Source organism: Citrobacter sp. Cpo015, assembly GCF_030333035.1.
Classification (GTDB): domain Bacteria; phylum Pseudomonadota; class Gammaproteobacteria; order Enterobacterales; family Enterobacteriaceae; genus Citrobacter; species Citrobacter portucalensis.
This window is the reverse complement of record NZ_JAOWGS010000024.1, coordinates 60,526-74,585: the sequence shown is the minus strand read 5'-3', so window position 1 is coordinate 74,585 and position 14,060 is coordinate 60,526. Positions and strand designations below refer to the sequence as shown.

The 14,060-nt window shown below is 52.2% G+C and carries 13 protein-coding genes and 3 tRNA genes; 6 read left to right on the top strand and 10 right to left on the bottom strand.

Annotation, left to right across the window (positions count from 1 at the left end; genetic code table 11):
• Positions 1–74 precede the first annotated feature (74 nt).
• From OGY67_RS07970 to OGY67_RS07960, 3 genes are all read right to left on the bottom strand, one after another.
• Positions 75–151 (bottom strand) — tRNA-Met (locus OGY67_RS07970).
• 33 nt (positions 152–184) lie between these two features.
• Positions 185–261, bottom strand: a tRNA-Met gene (locus OGY67_RS07965).
• Between the two features lie 152 nt (positions 262–413).
• Positions 414–490 (bottom strand) — tRNA-Met (locus OGY67_RS07960).
• Positions 491–695: 205 nt separating this feature from the next.
• Here OGY67_RS07960 and mltA point away from each other — a divergent pair.
• Together mltA and tcdA are read left to right on the top strand one after the other, a co-directional pair.
• Positions 696–1,793, top strand: coding sequence for a murein transglycosylase A (mltA, locus tag OGY67_RS07955; RefSeq protein ID WP_008785702.1), 1,098 nt, complete (start codon positions 696–698; stop codon positions 1,791–1,793).
• Between the two features lie 108 nt (positions 1,794–1,901).
• Positions 1,902–2,708: a tRNA cyclic N6-threonylcarbamoyladenosine(37) synthase TcdA gene (gene tcdA / locus OGY67_RS07950; RefSeq protein WP_286573844.1), complete on the top strand. Its 807-nt coding sequence runs from the start codon at positions 1,902–1,904 to the stop codon at positions 2,706–2,708.
• 77 nt (positions 2,709–2,785) lie between these two features.
• Here the strand turns inward: tcdA and csdE are convergent, their stop codons facing one another.
• Both csdE and csdA read right to left on the bottom strand, forming a co-directional pair.
• Complete coding sequence (gene csdE, locus OGY67_RS07945) at positions 2,786–3,232, bottom strand: cysteine desulfurase sulfur acceptor subunit CsdE (RefSeq protein ID WP_048236692.1); 447 nt, start codon at positions 3,230–3,232, stop codon at positions 2,786–2,788.
• Complete coding sequence (gene csdA / locus OGY67_RS07940; RefSeq protein WP_286573843.1) at positions 3,232–4,437, bottom strand: cysteine desulfurase CsdA; 1,206 nt, start codon at positions 4,435–4,437, stop codon at positions 3,232–3,234. Before csdA ends, csdE begins: the two co-directional genes overlap by 1 nt.
• 192 nt (positions 4,438–4,629) lie before the next feature.
• On the opposite strand from csdA, the gene OGY67_RS07935 reads away from it, so the two are divergent.
• From OGY67_RS07935 to rlmM, 4 genes are all read left to right on the top strand, one after another.
• Positions 4,630–4,857: a YgdI/YgdR family lipoprotein gene (locus OGY67_RS07935; protein ID WP_003825635.1), complete on the top strand. Its 228-nt coding sequence runs from the start codon at positions 4,630–4,632 to the stop codon at positions 4,855–4,857.
• A gap of 365 nt (positions 4,858–5,222) precedes the next feature.
• Positions 5,223–6,140 carry a glycine cleavage system transcriptional regulator GcvA gene (gene gcvA, locus OGY67_RS07930; RefSeq protein ID WP_286573842.1) on the top strand — a complete coding sequence of 306 codons (918 nt, stop codon included), beginning with the start codon at positions 5,223–5,225 and terminating at the stop codon, positions 6,138–6,140.
• A gap of 18 nt (positions 6,141–6,158) precedes the next feature.
• Positions 6,159–6,554 (top strand): DUF423 domain-containing protein, encoded by a 396-nt coding sequence (locus tag OGY67_RS07925; protein WP_003034037.1) that lies wholly within the window; start codon positions 6,159–6,161, stop codon positions 6,552–6,554.
• Positions 6,547–7,647 carry a 23S rRNA (cytidine(2498)-2'-O)-methyltransferase RlmM gene (rlmM, locus tag OGY67_RS07920; RefSeq protein ID WP_003034040.1) on the top strand — a complete coding sequence of 367 codons (1,101 nt, stop codon included), beginning with the start codon at positions 6,547–6,549 and terminating at the stop codon, positions 7,645–7,647. Before OGY67_RS07925 ends, rlmM begins: the two co-directional genes overlap by 8 nt.
• A 35-nt stretch (positions 7,648–7,682) precedes the next feature.
• Here the strand turns inward: rlmM and fucR are convergent, their stop codons facing one another.
• The 5 genes from fucR to fucP all read right to left on the bottom strand — a co-directional run bounded on the left by fucR (position 7,683) and on the right by fucP (position 13,536).
• Positions 7,683–8,411 carry an L-fucose operon activator gene (gene fucR / locus OGY67_RS07915; protein ID WP_003825642.1) on the bottom strand — a complete coding sequence of 243 codons (729 nt, stop codon included), beginning with the start codon at positions 8,409–8,411 and terminating at the stop codon, positions 7,683–7,685.
• Positions 8,412–8,468: 57 nt separating this feature from the next.
• Positions 8,469–8,891: an L-fucose mutarotase gene (gene fucU / locus OGY67_RS07910; RefSeq protein WP_048236690.1), complete on the bottom strand. Its 423-nt coding sequence runs from the start codon at positions 8,889–8,891 to the stop codon at positions 8,469–8,471.
• Between the two features lies 1 nt (position 8,892).
• Positions 8,893–10,311 carry an L-fuculokinase gene (fucK, locus tag OGY67_RS07905; protein WP_008785697.1) on the bottom strand — a complete coding sequence of 473 codons (1,419 nt, stop codon included), beginning with the start codon at positions 10,309–10,311 and terminating at the stop codon, positions 8,893–8,895.
• Positions 10,312–10,418: 107 nt separating this feature from the next.
• Positions 10,419–12,194, bottom strand: a complete 1,776-nt coding sequence (gene fucI / locus OGY67_RS07900) for an L-fucose isomerase (RefSeq protein WP_003825648.1) — start codon at positions 12,192–12,194, stop codon at positions 10,419–10,421.
• A 31-nt stretch (positions 12,195–12,225) separates the two neighbouring features.
• The gene (gene fucP / locus OGY67_RS07895) at positions 12,226–13,536 is read right to left on the bottom strand and encodes an L-fucose:H+ symporter permease (RefSeq protein WP_008785696.1); all 1,311 of its coding nucleotides are present in this window, start codon (positions 13,534–13,536) and stop codon (positions 12,226–12,228) included.
• Positions 13,537–14,060: the final 524 nt, after the last annotated feature.

Genomic DNA, 14,060 nt, shown 5'->3' with positions numbered 1-14,060 from the left:
CAAAAAAGCGCTGAAAAGCGCTTTTTTTATGGGCGACAGAAACAAAAAAACACCCGTTAAGGTGTTTAATGTGTTGGTTGCGGGGGCCGGATTTGAACCGACGACCTTCGGGTTATGAGCCCGACGAGCTACCAGGCTGCTCCACCCCGCGTCACCGTACTGCTTATATTTTATCAAATTTGATTGGTTGCGGGGGCCAGATTTGAACTGACGACCTTCGGGTTATGAGCCCGACGAGCTACCAGGCTGCTCCACCCCGCGTCCGTCTTTTTGCTTCGTATTTCAAACCACATCAGCGTTGGCTTTCCTCGTTCACCTCAGTCACTTACTGGAGTAAGCTCCTAAGGATTCACTGCGTCGCCGCCTTGCTGTGATTCGAACTACTTTGCAAAAATCTTACATCAAATTTTAATTGGTTGCGGGGGCCAGATTTGAACTGACGACCTTCGGGTTATGAGCCCGACGAGCTACCAGGCTGCTCCACCCCGCGTCCGTGGATGCGCACTATACTCTGCTCGCATTTTCATGCAACCCTTTTTTCACCTTGATCACGTTTTTAGGGTGAAAATGAACAAAAACAACGCATTCTGGATTATTTTTTGCTCAAAATTTGCGTTCGGGTATGTATACGCATTTCATTAGGTTCGGGGGTTTGTTATCTTCGTCTCGCATTCAGGCAACATAAGACGAGAACAATGAAAGGACGTTGGGCAAAATATCTTCTGGCGGGAGCTGTAGTCGCGATGCTCGCCGCGTGTTCCTCAAAACCCACCGATCGTGGGCAGCAGTATAAAGACGGGAAATTTACCCAACCTTTCTCACTGGTGAACCAGCCTGATGCGGTTGGCGCGCCAATCAATGCCGGTGATTTCGCCGAGCAGGTTAATCAAATTCGCAGCGCTTCGCCACGTTTGTACGGCAACCAGAGCGACGTCTATAACGCTATCCAGCAATGGTTACGTGCGGGCGGTGATACGCGCAGTATGCGCCAGTTTGGTATTGATGCCTGGCAAATGGAAGGGGCGGACAACTACGGTAACGTCCAGTTTACCGGTTACTACACACCGGTTATCCAGGCGCGCCATACGCGCCAGGGCGAGTTTCAGTATCCTATCTATCGCATGCCGCCAAAACGTGGGCGCTTACCCTCTCGTGCCGAGATCTACGCGGGCGCGCTAAGCGACAATTATATTCTGGCATACAGCAACTCCCTGATGGATAACTTCATTATGGATGTTCAGGGCAGTGGCTACATCGATTTTGGCGATGGCAGCCCGCTCAACTTCTTTAGCTATGCCGGGAAAAACGGCCACGCCTATCGCAGTATCGGTAAAGTGCTTATCGACCGTGGCGAAGTGAAAAAAGAAGATATGTCGATGCAGGCTATTCGCCACTGGGGTGAAACGCACAGCGAAGCCGAAGTGCGTGAGCTGCTGGAGCAGAACCCATCATTTGTCTTCTTTAAACCGCAATCTTTTGCTCCGGTGAAAGGGGCCAGCGCGGTGCCGCTGATTGGCCGCGCGTCCGTAGCTTCTGACCGTAGTATCATTCCTGCGGGCACAACGTTACTGGCGGAAGTCCCGTTACTGGACAATAACGGCAAGTTTACCGGCCAGTACGAACTGCGCCTGATGGTGGCGTTAGATGTGGGTGGGGCTATTAAAGGGCAACACTTCGACATCTATCAGGGTATTGGCGCTGACGCCGGACACCGTGCCGGGTGGTATAATCACTACGGTCGCGTATGGGTACTAAAAACAGCGCCGGGTGCGGGTAACGTGTTCAGCGGTTAATGACCGGATGGCGCTTCGCTTATCAAGCCTACATTATTGAGTAGGCCTGATAAGGCGTAGCCGGCATCAGGCAGTCAGACTGCTCGGTATTAATGAATTTGAGGTTCTATGTCTGTGGTTATTAGCGATGCCTGGCGCCAACGTTTTGGCGGTACGGCACGTCTGTATGGCGAAAATGCGTTGCAGCTGTTTGCCCAATCGCACGTTTGCGTGGTTGGGATTGGCGGAGTAGGGTCATGGGCGGCGGAAGCGCTGGCGAGAACCGGTATTGGCGCTATCACACTCATTGATATGGATGATGTGTGCGTCACCAATACAAACCGCCAGATCCATGCGCTGCGTGATAACGTCGGTCTGGCAAAAGCTGAAGTGATGGCGGAGCGTATCCGACAGATTAACCCGGAGTGCCGGGTGAACGTGGTCGATGATTTTGTTACCCCAGATAACGTTGCTGAATATATGAATGCGGGATTTTCGTACGTCATCGATGCGATTGATAGCGTGCGCCCAAAAGCGGCACTGATCGCGTACTGTCGGCGTAACACAATTCCGCTGGTGACCACCGGTGGTGCGGGCGGACAGATCGATCCTACGCAGATTCAGGTCGTTGATTTGGCAAAAACCATCCAGGATCCGCTGGCGGCCAAGCTACGTGAGCGGCTGAAAAGCGATTTTGGCGTGGTGAAAAACAGCAAAGGCAAGCTGGGCGTGGACTGCGTGTTCTCGACCGAAGCGCTGGTTTACCCGCAGGCGGATGGCTCGGTATGTGCGATGAAAGCGACGGCGGAAGGGCCGAAGCGTATGGATTGCGCGTCCGGGTTTGGCGCGGCCACCATGGTGACAGCCACCTTTGGCTTTGTTGCTGTCTCCCATGCGCTGAAGAAGATGATGGCGAAGGCCGCGCGTCAGGCCTGATTGTGTCGGATGTCGCTACGCTTATCCGACCTACAGTTCGTGCAGTGTTGTAGGCCGGATAAGACATACCAGCGTCGTCATCCAGCTTTCTGGGCCGCCTCGAGAATCGCCTCGTTCAGAGCATGTAGTCCCTGGCTACGCGAGGCGCTGAGCTGAGCGCGTAAACCCAGTTCGTCAAATAACGCCATCGGAGAACGCGCCAGTAACTCGGCTGCCGTTTTACCTTCAACCGCGGTGAGTAATACCGCCAACAGTCCACGTACTATTCGACCTTCGCTGTCGCCGAAGAAATGCAGAGTGCCATTCTCATGAAGAGTATGCCCCAGCCAGACGCGGTTTTCGCAGCCCGCAATTTCTTTGGCCTGCGCCTTTAGCGCATCCGGGAGTGCCGGCAACTGCTTACCCAGCAGAATCAGCTGGCGATATTTATCTTCCCACTGAGTAAGCGGGATAAAGGTATTGCGTAACGTCTCTTCGGTTACGGTTGTGCCAAACGGGTGTCCGGCGAACTGAGGGCTTGTCATTAATCCACCAATATTTCCAGCGCGCGGTCGACGGCTGCGACCAACGCATCCACATCGCTTTGGGTATTATAAGGGGCAAATGAGGCGCGTAGTGTTCCGGATACGCCAAGTTCCGCCAGCAGCGGTTGTGCGCAGTGTTGCCCCGCGCGCAGCGCAATGCCATATTCGGCCAATAGAGTGACCATATCGCTGTGATGAACACCCGCGAAATCAAAGGCTAACAGACTGGAGTCCTGGCAGCGGAAGGAACGAAAGCCAGGGCGTTTCGCGAGGGCATCTTCTGCCAGCGTCGCCAGACCCCGGCTCCAGTTTTCGGCCTGCGCAACGTCGACGTCCGCCAGCCATTCGAGCGCCGCGCTTAGCCCGATAACGCCTGCAACGTTAGGCGTACCGGCTTCCAGCTTCCATGGTGCGGGCTGAGTGGTGAAACCGTCAAAACTGACTTCGCTAATCATCTTACCGCCCCCAAGCCAGGGATACATGGCTTCCAGCAGTTCCGGCTTACCGTACAGTACGCCAATACCGGTGGGGCCATATAGCTTGTGGCCTGAAAACGCATAGAAATCAATATCCAACTGCTGTACATCGGCAGGGTAATGCACAATCCCCTGGGCACCATCAACCATCACCACCATGCCAGCCGCATGGGCGAGCGTAATGGCGCGGGTAAGATCCGGGCAGCCACCGGTGACGTTCGACATTTGCCCGAGCGCCAGAATGCGGCTGCGCGGGGTGATGAGCTGTGTGAGGCGCTCAACGTCTGGCAATAAATGGGGGGTGAGTGGGAGTTTGACAACCTTAGCCCCCGTTTGCTCCGCGACCATCAGCCAGGGAACGAGGTTGGCGTGATGTTCCGCTGCGCTAACGATAATCTCATCACCCGGTTGAAGGCGTGGACGCGCATAGCTTTGGGCAACCATGTTGATCGCTTCCGTTGTGCCGCGGGTCCAGACGATGGTTTTGTCATCCGACGCATTAATCAGGTGTGCGACTTTTTCCCGCGCGGCTTCATAGCGTGCGGTCAGGCGCTGGGCTTCAGCAAACTGGCTGCGATGGACGTTCCCGGCACTCAGGCTATAAAACTGATGGGTAGCTTCAATGACCGCCTGTGGCTTCAGCGCCGTAGCAGCACTGTCGAGATAGACGCCAGCATCGTTGAGTGCGGGAAATTGTGCGCGAAACTGCGCGGGGTTAAAAGCGTTCATGGTATTCCTCAGTTCAGTAAACCGATCGTGGCGCAAAAAGGGCATTGATACAAGGGTTGCGCTAACCATCGGAATACTCTGGATATCCTGGCAAAGCCCGTTCAGTGTCTTATGCTAAATAGCGTTAGGCGAACAATTTTGCCTGTTACGGAGTATGTTTTTAATAGCATAAATCGCTTTAAGGAGAAGAAGATGAAAAAGACTGCCGCCATTATTTCTGCCTGTATGCTGACTTTTGCCCTGAGCGCCTGTTCTGGTTCGAATTACGTGATGCACACCAATGATGGTCGATCAATCGTAGCTGATGGTAAACCACAGACCGATAATGAGACGGGGATGATTTCGTATAAAGACGCTAACGGCAACAAACAGCAGATTAACCGCACTGACGTGAAAGAGATGGTAGAACTGGAGCAATAATAGCCGGTCGGCCATCGACGAAATGTGGACAAAAAAAAGCACCGCAATTTGGCGGTGCTACATTAATCACTATGGACAGACAGGGTAAATGTACAGGAAGTGAAAAAGGGTAGCTTTGCTACCATGGTCTGAATCGCAGACCAATTGCAAACACAACAACACAACATCACAACCGTAAGCCAAAAGCCCACCAGAACACGCATTCCGATAAAACTTTTCGTTCCGGCTTCAGGAAGTGCCGCCACTATAGGTATTTGCTGGTAGAACCTCAACGGACAATTTATAATGGCTCAGATAAAAAAAACTAATAGGTTACAGCCTGTTAGCTAATTGTTAAATTCATTTAACATCAAAGCCTAAAAGTCATGTCAAAACGATTACCACCCTTAAATGCGTTACGTGTTTTTGATGCTGCAGCGCGTCATTTAAGCTTTACTCGCGCAGCAGAAGAGCTTTTTGTGACGCAGGCCGCAGTAAGTCACCAAATCAAGTCACTTGAGGATTTTTTGGGGCTAAAACTGTTTCGTCGACGCAATCGATCTTTGCTGTTAACGGAAGAAGGTCAAAGCTACTTTCTCGACATTAAAGAGATTTTTTCGCAATTAACCGACGCGACGCGTAAACTTCAGGCACGCAGTGCAAAAGGTGCGCTTACCGTTAGTTTATTGCCCAGTTTTGCGATCCAATGGCTGGTGCCCAGACTCTCTAGCTTTAACTCAGCTTATCCGGGAATCGATGTCAGGATCCAGGCGGTAGACCGTCAGGAAGACAAACTGGCTGATGATGTTGATGTGGCGATTTTCTACGGACGCGGCAACTGGCCGGGTCTGCGCGTTGAAAAATTGTACGCAGAATATTTATTGCCGGTCTGCTCTCCGCTGTTGCTTACCGGTGATAAACCGCTAAAGACACCGGACGACCTGGCAAAACACACTTTATTGCATGATGCGTCGCGACGAGACTGGCAAGCCTATACGCGCCAGCTTGGCCTGAATCATATCAACGTGCAGCAGGGACCTATCTTCAGCCATAGCGCCATGGTGCTACAGGCTGCAATCCATGGTCAGGGGATCGCACTGGCTAACAACGTCATGGCGCAGTCCGAAATTGAAGCCGGACGTCTGGTCTGTCCGTTTAACGATGTTCTGGTCAGCAAAAACGCATTTTATCTGGTTTGTCATGACAGTCAGGCAGAACTGGGTAAAATAGCCGCCTTCCGTCAGTGGATTCTGGCGAGAGCGGCCACGGAACAAGAAAAATTCCGCTTTCGTTATGAACAATAATTTACGTAGGGTATTCAAATGACCAGCCGTTTTATGCTGATTTTTGCCGCCGTAAGTGGCTTTATCTTTGTGGCGTTGGGAGCCTTTGGGGCACATGTTCTGAGCAAAACCCTCGGTGTTGTTGAAATGGGGTGGATTCAGACCGGCCTTGAGTATCAGGCGTTTCATACGCTGGCTATCTTTGGTCTGGCCGTCGCCATGCAACGGCGCATTAGTATTTGGTTTTACTGGAGTAGCGTGTTTCTGGCATTAGGTACAGTGCTGTTTAGCGGCAGCCTGTATTGTCTCGCGCTCTCTCATTTACGCCTGTGGGCGTTTGTTACCCCTGTCGGCGGCTTCAGCTTCCTCGTAGGCTGGGCGCTGATGTTAGTGGGCGCTATTCGATTGAAACGTAAGGGCGTTAGCCATGAATAAGGTTGTATTGTTGTGTCGCCCAGGTTTTGAAAAAGAGTGCGCCGCAGAAATTACGGATAAAGCAGGACGCCGGGAAATCTTCGGTTTTGCCCGCGTGAAAGACAATGCGGGTTACGTCATCTTCGAATGCTATCAGCAGGACGATGCTGAAAAGTTAGTGAAAGAGCTGCCGTTTAGTTCGCTGATTTTTGCTCGTCAAATGTTTGTGGTGGGCGAGCTGCTGCAATACTTACCGCCGGAAGATCGTATTACACCGATCGTTGGCATGTTGCAGGGCGTGGTGGAAAAGGGTGGCGATCTGCGAGTAGAAGTTGCCGACACCAATGAAAGCAAAGAGCTGGTTAAATTTTGCCGTAAATTTACCGTACCGTTGCGTGCAGCGCTGCGCGAAGCGGGCGTACTGGCAAAGTATGAAACGCCAAAGCGTCCGGTGGTTCACGTCTTCTTTATCGCCCCTGGCTGTTGTTATACCGGCTATTCCTGGCCTGACAATAACTCACCGTTTTACATGGGGATTCCGCGTCTGAAGTTTCCAGCCGATGCGCCGAGCCGTTCAACGCTCAAGCTGGAAGAAGCGCTGCACGTGTTTATCCCTGCCGATGAATGGGATGAGCGTCTGGCGAACGGAATGTATGCGGTGGATTTAGGCGCCTGCCCGGGCGGATGGACCTATCAGCTGGTTAAACGCAATATGTGGGTTTACTCCGTGGATAACGGTCCGATGGCGCAAAGCCTGATGGATACCGGACAGGTCACCTGGCTACGTGAAGACGGATTTAAGTACCGTCCGAATCGCAATAACATTTCGTGGATGGTCTGTGACATGGTGGAGAAGCCGGCGAAGGTTGCCGCGCTGATGGCACAATGGCTGGTCAACGGCTGGTGTCGTGAGACGATCTTCAACCTCAAGCTGCCGATGAAAAAACGCTACGAAGAGGTATCACAGAACCTGGCTTACATTCAGGCCCAGCTTGATGAACATGGTGTAAATGCCCAGATTCAGGCGCGTCAGCTGTATCATGACCGTGAAGAAGTAACCGTTCACGTACGTCGTCTGTGGGCTGCCGTCGGCGGTCGTCGCGACGAGCGATAAGGCTACAATCCTGGCCGGATGGCGGCGTAATCGCCCTATTCGGCCTGGATTGCTTCAATCAGCTGTGTATCTGAAACAATATGCGTCACATCATCCAGATGCCCAATTCTGGCCTCTCCCGAACGATTAAATTTACTTTTATCGATCAGTAATAAAGACTGCGATGCACGCTTAAGCAGAATGGATTTGAAGTCTGCGTTGGTTGCATTTGAGTCCCAGAGCGCACCGTCGCTGTCGATCCCTTCGCAGGAAAAAATAAACAGGTCAATCTCGAGTGGTTTTAGCTGCGAGATAAGCGAGGGATTAACGTAGCAACCGTATTTGCGCTCAAGGCGACCGCCGGAGCTGATAAGCTGAATATGTTCACGTTTAGCCAATTCCTGGCAGATGGGCTGGCTGTTGGTAAAAACGTGAATGTTGATGTCCGGTAACTGTCGCGCCAGATACCAGCAGGTAGAGCTGGCGTCTAAGGCAATCACCATACCTTCTTCGATCCATGCCAACGCTTCACGGGCGATATCCGCTTTGTGCGCATAGTGGCTTTTGAGTCGAATATGAAATGGGTCACCGCTGTCCTGATTTTCCCGGTGAATAACTTTGGCCCGACCGTGATTGCGTAACACTTTTCCCTGGGTCTGTAACTCGCTGAGATCGCGGCGGATGGTCTCTTTGCTGACGTTAAGCTGCAAAGCCAGGGCTTCGGTTGTCAGGCTTTTGTGGTTAGTAAGCAGATCTACGATTGCCTGCTGGCGCGCCGCTTTCATGTTCTGATCCTCATCTAATGATGAATGCCCGTACCTGACGGGCATTCTGACCAGAGATTACGGCGTTACCCCTTTTTTTAAAAGAATATTCCCGTACTTTGCCCGCTCTCCTGTGATAACGATCGCAAACGCCTTTTGTGCTCGTTCGTAAAAGGCATAGCGGTCAATACGCGTGATGTCCGGGCAGGGGGTCTGTAATGAAAGCGCCTGACGATAGCGAGTCTCAACGTCAGGATCGAGAGTGTCGCCTTCAACCGCAGCCATCATCACCAGCGGTGGGGCGTAGCTGTCCAGTTCAAATAGCGGAATAAGCGCCTGCAGCAGATCGCTGACCAGCAGACCGTCAGCGCGGATGACCTGTGGCCCCATGCTGTTGGCCGGGAAGTGGGCATCGGAAAAGATAATCTCATCGCCGTGTCCCATTTCGGCCAGCACTTTCAGTAAGTCGGGGGAAATTAAGGGAGATATCGTTTTAAGCATGTTACTCGACTCCTGTGAGTTCGGATTCGGTTTGCGGATAGAAGTAACGGTACTGATAGCGCACCTGTTCGCGCGCCTGCTCCGGGGAGGTAAATTCCCCGATGCCTGACCAGGCAAACATTGCGGCGCCTGCCACGGTGGTTTCGGCATCATCCAGCACTTTGACAGGGATCCCGAGAACGTTCGCTTTGATTTGGTTCCACAAGATGTTGCGGCTGCCCCCGCCAACTAATAGCAGTTCAGTGGCCTGGAAATGGCCGATTTTTTCCAGCGTTTGCAGATTCCGCTGCAGCTGTTCTGTCAGTCCTTCCAGCGCGGCGCGATAAAAGTGTCCACGGGTAGTATTGAGGGTAACCCCTTGCCAGCCCGCATTCTGACAGGCCAGCAGGTCGCAGTGCATCTTCACCCCTTCGGCACCAGCGGGAATATCCCGAGCTTCATCAATCAACGTTTGCCAGGGCGTGTCCGCGGTCCATAACAGCTTACGAACCCATTCAAGCACGCCGGAGGCCAGCCACTGCATACCGGGATTGTTAAGCCCAGCCTGACTATCCAGCTCACAGGTGGAGCCCGCATAATGACTGAGCAGGGAGGTATTTACCTGCGCACTGCGTACCATCAGAATTTCCCATGTGCCGGAAGAGAGTACCGGTTCATCCTGTTGGGCTCCTGCGCCAAATAGCGCAAACTGTGTGTCGTGTCCGGCAGAGATGACTGGAATACCCTCTGGAAGTCCGAGCTGGCTGGCGGCCTCGCGTTGCAGTACCCCAATTTGTTCGCCTGCTTCAACCAGGCGCGGAAACAGGCGACGCGGTATGCCTGTTGCTTGCAAAATGTCCTGGCTGAAATCACGTTGCTGGATATCCAGCATCTGGCTGGTTCCCGCCATGGTGATGTCAGTTGTGAACTCGCCGGTTAAACGTTGGTTGATAAGCGACGAGATAAACAGCCAGGCGTGCGCCTGTTCCAGTAATTGTGGGTGGTTCTCTTTCAGCCACACCAGTTTGTACAGCGTATTGAAGCTAAACGCCCCAACGCCGGAGATTTCCTGCAGTTGCTGCGGTGACATGTAGCGATGGATATTCTCCATTACCGCTGCGGTACGTGGGCATTTCCAGCTGATCACCGGATACAGTTGTTTGCCGTTCTTATCCACCAGCGCGCCGTCCACGCCGAAGGTGGTGACGGCGATCCCGCGAATTTGGCAGGCGGCCAATTGTGAGGAGAGCCGCTGACAGCAGTCGGCAAAGCGTTGCAGAATGGCCTCCAGCGACCATTGGTGCCAGGCACTGTTTTCTGCGGCGATGTCACTGGCGTTCGGGGTCGCTGCGCGGGCGACAATCTTTCCCTGTCGGTCAACGGCAATGGCCCGTACGTTGGTCGCGCCACAGTCGAGAACCAGAATAACCTCTTGTTTCATAATTGCTCCTGGGAGATTACCTATTGCCGGATGGCGGCTTCGCCTTATCCGGCCTACAAAACCGTGTGCTTCGTAGGCCGCGCCGCCATCAGGCAATCGCTCGATGTTTAACGCTTATACAGCGGACCGTAGTTCTGACAAGCGCGGTAATCCTGACCTTCCGTATCCATACCGTGGGCGGCCCAGGAGGAAGGACGATAAATTTTCTCGTCTTCCACGTTGTGCATGCACACCGGGATACGCAGCATGGCAGCTAGAGTGATAAAGTCCGCACCTACGTGACCAATCGTCAGCACCCCGTGGTTAGCGCCCCAGTTAGCCATGACGGAATAGACGTCGCTGAACGGGCCCTTGCCGGTTAAGCGCGGAGCAAACCAGGTGGTTGGCCATGTGGAGTTGGTACGCGCATCAAGCTGGTCGTGCATATCTTTCGGCAACTCCACGCTCCAGCCTTCCGCGATTTGTAGCACCGGCCCCAACCCTTTGATGATGTTGATACGGCTCATGGTGAACGGCACACCGCCTTCAGTCAGGAAGCGAGATGAGTAACCGCCCCCGCGGAAGTATTCGTGAATAGCCGGGCACCATTCGGTTGCCGCCAGGCATTCATCCGCCTCTTTCTGCGAGATTTCCCAGTGTGGTTTCATGGTCGGTTTACCTTCGCTGTCGCGCTGTTTGCAGGAACCGTCCAGTGCCGCAGAACCGGAGTTAATCAAGTGAATAATGCCGTGCTCAGCAAGACCGGTCAGCGGTTTACCCGTGACGCGTTCAACCGCCTCTGGCGACCAGTAGGTACGCACATCGGCAAAGACCTGGGCCGTGCCGGTGAGTTGATGGCCGAACAGCATCGCCACGCCGTTCAGGCTGTCGTTTTCGGTTGCGACAACGAACGGTTCACGAACGCCATTCCAGTCAAAGGAGCTGTTGAGCAACGCTTCGGCGGTATCGCCATTTGGGTATTGATCGGTCCAGTGACGTTGCCCCTGGAAGCCCGCGGCGATCGCGTTATAGCCCAGGGATTCTTCGACCAGACCTTTGTCTGCCAGCTTTTTGTTACCCTGCATCATGTCGCGAATACACATCGCCATCAGCAGGCTTTCTTTCAGCACCGCGCGGCTTTGTTCAGCGTTACGCTTATATTGCTGCGCGTTCTGATCTTCGCCGTAGCGGAAGTTTTTGTCCGCCCACGCCAGCGCCATTTCCAGCTCGGTTTCATCATAGATTTTCTGGTCAATGCGACGACGCAGCTCGGTCATATCAACCGCCTGCACCTTCATACCCAGCCAGGATTCAAAGAAGTTATGGTCGACGATAGAACCGGCGATGCCCATTGATACACCACCGACAGACAGGTAGCTTTTCCCTTTCATACTGGCGACCGCTAAGCCGGCACGGGCAAAGCGCAGCAGTTTTTCTTCAACATCGGCAGGGATAGATGTGTCGTCTGCATCCTGTACGTCATGACCATAGATGGAGAAGGCAGGAAGGCCTTTTTGGCTGTGAGCTGCCAGTGCGGCGGCCAGGTAAACCGCCCCCGGACGTTCCGTGCCGTTGAAGCCCCAGATCGCTTTCGGGCGCATCGGATCCATGTCGATGGTTTCACTGCCGTAGCACCAACATGGGGTAACGGTAATCGTCACGCCAACATTCTGGCTGCTGAATTTTTCTTCACAGGCTGCGGATTCCGCCATGCCGGCGATACAGGTATCGGCAATCACACATTCAATTTGTGCGCCGCAGGCATGACGAAGTTTTTCAGTGATAAGCGCTGCGGTAGCTTTAGCCATATTCATGGTTTGCTCTTCGAGCGACTCACGTACACCCATACGACGTCCGTCAATAACCGGGCGAATACCAATTTTTGGTAAGCTGATTTTTTTCATCACAGATTCCTCACGTTATTCGGATAAATATTCAGTTGGCTGCCGTTTGTGAACGGAAGCGGGCAAAAATAAAGATGATGGCGAAGCAAAGCGCCGGGACCAGTTCAGCGGTCGGGATATTGCCAGCGGCATCGCTGACAAAGCCCATCACCGGGGTCACAATGCCGCCGCCAATGATGGTCATGACGATAAAAGACGAGCCGTATTTGGTGTCTTGTCCCAGATTTTTGATCCCCAGAGAAAAAATGGTTGGGTACTGAATCGACATAAATGCGCTGCACAACGTCAGGGCCAGCAGGCCGATCTGGCCACCGGTGAAGGCGGAAATCAGGCACAGAATCATGGCAAGCAGGGCATATGCGGCCAGCACTTTATGCGGCGCAAAGCGACTGATAAGCCAGGTGCCGGAGAAACGACCGATAAAGAAGCACACCATGGTGCCGGTCAGGTAGTTGGCGGCGAAACCTGGCGTCATGCCTGGGATCTCTTCGATTGCGTAGCGAATCAGGTAGCTCCAGCAGGCAGTTTGTGCACCGACGTAGCAGAACTGCGCCAGTACCGCCCAACGCCAGTGGCGAATGCGCACCAGGCGGGAAAGGGACGCGGAGAATGAACTCTGAGCGTTGTCACTGTGATCGTCACTTTGCAGGGTCGGAAACTTGGTAAACATGATCAGCAGGGCGACCAGCAAAACGACCGCGACGATGATCATATAAGGGGTTTGAACCGATAACACCAGGCTGTGCTTGTAGGCGCTTAGCTGTTCTGGCGCCATCTTATCGAGTACGTCTTGAGATTGATGTGGCACATTAGACAAAATAAGACTTTGCCCAAAAACAACCGCAATAATGGCACCAAATGAGTTAAAAGTTTGCGCGAGATTTAATCGGAAGTGACCGCCGCTTTCCGGGCCCAGTACGGTTACAAAGGGGTTGGCAGCCGTTTCCAGACAACCTAAGCCCGCCGCAATAATAAATAGGCCGATCAGGAATAAGGTGTAATTCATTACCTCAGCCGCTGGCCAGAATAATGCTGCACCGATGGCATATAAAAATAATCCGGTAATAATGCCTGCTTTATAACTAAGTTTTTTCATCAGGATCCCGGCTGGGATTGGAATGACGAAATAACCAAAATAAAAAGCAGATTGAATCAGACCAGCCTGAAAGTTTGTTAATGTAAAAGCTTGCTGAAATTGTGGTAATAAAATGTCATTAAGATTATTGGCAACCGCCCAAAGAAAAAACAGTGAACAGAGTAACGCGAAGGGAATGACATAATTTTTTGTCTGCCCCCGCTCTACCGCATGAAAACTTTGTGTTTGTATTGATGTGTTTCCCATAGCATCCTCATCAGTTCATAAGCATGTTCAACAGCTTAAGAGTACGATTGGTGATTTTCACCAACCTGCTAATCCAGGTGAGTTCCGGTAACCTGCCAGATAAAATTGGCCTTCATGAATGAACTCATGAATTCATTTTCAAATAAAAACCGGCCATTAATATGATGGTGGTCACATTTATGCTCAGGGGGTGGGTTTATGTGATTATCATCACTTTAATTTCTTTAAAACAATGACCGTTTGAGAAAAATAAATTAAAAAGCCACAGGGATAATGCCCGAATTAATTAGTTAAGTGGAAAACGGGCAATGGTAACAATTTATTCGCAAATGACCGTTTTACAATGGTTTTATTAAGAACGGACATTTTGCAATTTTAATATTATGCCTGCATGTTTTTATTCAGCGTTATTAGTTGATGAACATCACAAAATCCAGTGCTAAAAATTCCCTTCTCTTTATTCAGCATGATGATAGTTAGCAAATACCCGCTTAAATCAACAGAGCGTCGAGGTATTAGCAATG